The organism is Segeticoccus rhizosphaerae (genome assembly GCF_009192725.1).
Lineage (GTDB): Bacteria > Actinomycetota > Actinomycetes > Actinomycetales > Dermatophilaceae > Segeticoccus > Segeticoccus rhizosphaerae.
Window position 1 is genome coordinate 1 of the sequence record NZ_VOHR01000398.1, and the last position, 3,082, is coordinate 3,082.

The window sequence follows — 3,082 nt, forward strand, 5'->3', positions numbered from 1 at the left end:
CGGCTCGCCGCTGCCACGGTCGTCGCGCTCGGCATCGCTGCGGTGCTCGTCGACGGGTGGCCCGGCTGGGGGGCCGACTTCGGCGGTCCGCCCGCCCTCGTGCCTGCCTTCGGCTTCCTCCTGCTGGCGGCCCTGGGCGTTCGGCTGACCTGGCGCCGGGCCGCTGCCATCATCGGAGCGACCGTCGGGCTGCTCGCGCTGCTGGCCGTCCTCGACTGGTTGCGGCCGGCTCCGTCACGCACCCACCTCGGTGCCTTCGTGCAGTCGGTCATCGAGGGCCACGCCTCGGAGGTGGTCGGCCGCAAGCTCGACCAGAACGTCGCCATCCTGCTCAGCTCGCCGCTGACCATGGCGGTGCCCGTCGGCCTCGCGGCTGCGATCTACCTGGTGGCCCGCCCGTCGTCGCGGCCCGGGCGGCTGCTGGCGCCCCTGGAGGGCGTCCCGCTGTTGCGCCCTGGCTTGGTCGCCCTCGCCATCTGCTGGGTCATCGGCTTCGCCGCCAACGACTCCGGCACCGTGATTCCCGCGATCGGGGCCACCTTGGCCATCCCGCTGCTCATCGCGGTCGGGGTCCGCCGAGCCGCAGGCACCGCCACGCCGGTGGCCGATCCGCTCACCACTCACGACGCAGCGCACCCACCCGCCGCACCATGAGCGCCAGCGCGAGCCAGGTCAGCCAGCCCGCCCAGGGCGCCCACCAACGGCGGAAGTCGAGCGTGAACGCCTCGACCGACGTGCTCATCCCGACCACGCGGCCGGGCACGTAGGCCAGCGCCATCACGGCATACCTCCCCAGCAGCACCCCGTCCACCGCGGTCGGCACGAGCAACGGCAACAGCGCCCACGTCAGCGCGTCGTACCACGGCAGCGAGTAGGGAGCGGCGATGACGTATGCCGTGGTGAGCACGAAGGTGGCGAGCGTCGCCGAGCGCACGACGCCGTGTCCGTCAAGGTGGCGTCGGTCGAGGCGGCGTCCGTCGGCGTGCAGCAGTTTGGCGAGGACCGCCGCCAAGACGATCATGGTGATGGCAGCGAGCACGAACACCACCGTGGTGACGGCCCATTCGGGCATCACGTGACGAAGAACCTGCACCACCAGTGACCAGGCGGTGGCCAGCGAGCTGCTGCCGCCGGCGTTGCCGAGCTGGCGGAAGACGTGCGGCCCGGCCCACACGTAGAGCGGCACGACCACGAGCAGGACACCGAGCAGACCGGTGCCGGCGCGACGGAACAGCTCTCGTCGGCCGAGCAGCCGCCAACCCCAGAGCAGTCCGAGCGCCACCACTCCGTAGGTGATTTTGGTGCTCACTGCCGCGCCGACGGCGAGCCCGGCGAGGAGGGGGTTGCGCCGAGCCAGCAGCAGGGCGGCGGCCACAGCCAGCGTCGCCAGGACGTCGACGTGCGCCCCGCACACGAGCACCCCGACCACGACCGGGTTGAGCGTCCACAACACGTCGACGCGCGCACGGGAGCGTTCGGTCTCGGCCAGCCGCAACAAGATCGCGCGCACGCCGAGGAAACAGGCGACGACCACCACCTGCCACAGCCAGACCGTCTGCCGCAGGTTGTCCCCGCCGACCAGCGAGGTGAGCGCCTGGACCGCCGTGGCCAGTGGACCGTAGATGCTGGGAGTCATCCGCCAGGGCGGCTCGACGGCGCTGGTGACCGGATCGTTGCCACCGTGCCACGTGACGGGCGCGACGGCATACGGGTCACCACCTTGGGCGGCGATCCGTCCGTAGGCGGCGTAGTTGGTGTGGTCCGCAGAGCCGAACGGCGCGGTGAGCAGGACCAGGACGCCGAGCGCGACGAGCGGAGCCCAGCGGACCGGCCGCGAGGGGGGCCGCCACAGCGCCAGGCCCACGGCGCCGGCACCGAGAAGGTAGGCGGCCCAGAGCAAAACGGTGACGGTGGCCGACGACAGGTGAACCGGCAGCGCACCCGGCGCCCAATTGCGCGGACCCAGTCCCGGCCGGGCCGCCGACTCTGCCGTCGCGCCGACGACCAGGAGCAGTCCGAAGGAGACCACGAGCGCTGCCGGCCGGACCACTTGGTCGAAGCGGCCTCGGCTCGGCAGGAGGCTCGTCACCCCGGTCGCTTCGACGCGAGGCGCCGCCGGGCCCGGGCGAGCCGCCGGGTCGTGAGGGCCAGCCACACGTCGCGGTACTGCGCGCCCCGGTGCAGTTGACCCCGCCAGTCGGAGCCGGTGACCCGGTGGTGCAGCGCGCAGCGGACCTCCTCGATCCGCAGCCCGTGGTCGAGCACGTCGATCGTGAGCCCCGTCTCGACTCCCCAGCCGCGGGCGAGCGGGCGGGCGGCCTCGAAGGCCCGGCGCGAGAGGCAACGCATGCCCGACAGCGGTTGGGTCGACGTCCATCCGGTGAGGTCGGCGATGCCCTCGCGGGCCAACCCGACCACGAGTCCGCGGCCGCCGCCCGTGCGCCGTTGGGGCGGCAGCACGGCAATCGTCATGTCGGCCCGATCGGTGGTGACCGGTGGCACCAGCGCGGCCAGGGCCGAGGCGCTCTCCTCGAGGTCGGCGTCCACGAAGAGCAGCGCACGCGCGTCGCCGTCAGCGGCCGGGTGGGTCGTGTCGCGCCGGGCGACGTGGGCCGCACCCGTCATCATCGCGGCCGCCTTCCCCCGGTTGCGGCGGTGCCTCGCGACGAACGCTCCCGCGGCTCGGGCGATCTCGCCGGTGTCGTCGGTGCTGCCGTCGTCGACCACGATCACCAGGTCGACCTCGGCGAGCTGCCGGACCGCGGTGACCGTGGCGGCGATCCGGTCGGCCTCGTCCTTGGCCGGGATGATGGCGGCGACGGCCATGTCGCTCAGCGGAGCGTGACCTGGCGGCTCAGCAGGCCGGAGCGCGCGCGGCGTTCGTCCACGCTGAGCGGCCCGCCGTCGAGGGCCTCGTCGAAGCGGCGACCGAACTGTGCCATCGCATCCTCGTAGTCGCCGGCCTCCAGCGCCGGGTCGAGGTCCCACACCGGCACGAGCAGCCCGCACGCCCGGAACGCGCCGAGCAGGCGCGTGTCCTCGCCGAGCGTGCTGGCGAGGACACGCGCCTGCTCGGCGCGTT

General features: G+C 73.5%; 3 protein-coding genes and 1 pseudogene. 1 reads left to right on the forward strand and 3 read right to left on the reverse strand.

Features of this window, described 5'->3' with window-relative positions:
* Positions 1-654 (forward strand): annotated as a pseudogene (locus FRW57_RS23540) (hypothetical protein); the annotation flags it as partial.
* On the opposite strand, the gene mptB reads toward FRW57_RS23540, so the two are convergent.
* The 3 genes from mptB to FRW57_RS23545 form a co-directional block, all read right to left on the reverse strand.
* Positions 614-2,089, reverse strand: coding sequence for a polyprenol phosphomannose-dependent alpha 1,6 mannosyltransferase MptB (gene mptB / locus FRW57_RS19635; RefSeq protein ID WP_152186834.1), 1,476 nt, complete (start codon positions 2,087-2,089; stop codon positions 614-616). The pseudogene FRW57_RS23540 and the gene mptB sit on opposite strands and share 41 nt — an antisense overlap.
* Positions 2,086-2,826 (reverse strand): glycosyltransferase family 2 protein, encoded by a 741-nt coding sequence (locus FRW57_RS19640; RefSeq protein ID WP_152186835.1) that lies wholly within the window; start codon positions 2,824-2,826, stop codon positions 2,086-2,088. Before FRW57_RS19640 ends, mptB begins: the two co-directional genes overlap by 4 nt.
* A gap of 5 nt (positions 2,827-2,831) precedes the next feature.
* Positions 2,832-3,082, reverse strand: a 251-nt coding sequence (locus FRW57_RS23545; protein ID WP_238999500.1) for a DUF5926 family protein, incomplete at its 5' end; no start/stop codon positions are given.

Excerpts from the sequence above, each read along its gene's own strand:
- FRW57_RS19640 (WP_152186835.1), bottom strand. The coding sequence starts at position 2,826 with ATGGCCGTCGCCGCCATCATCCCGGCCAAGGACGAGGCCGACCGGATC.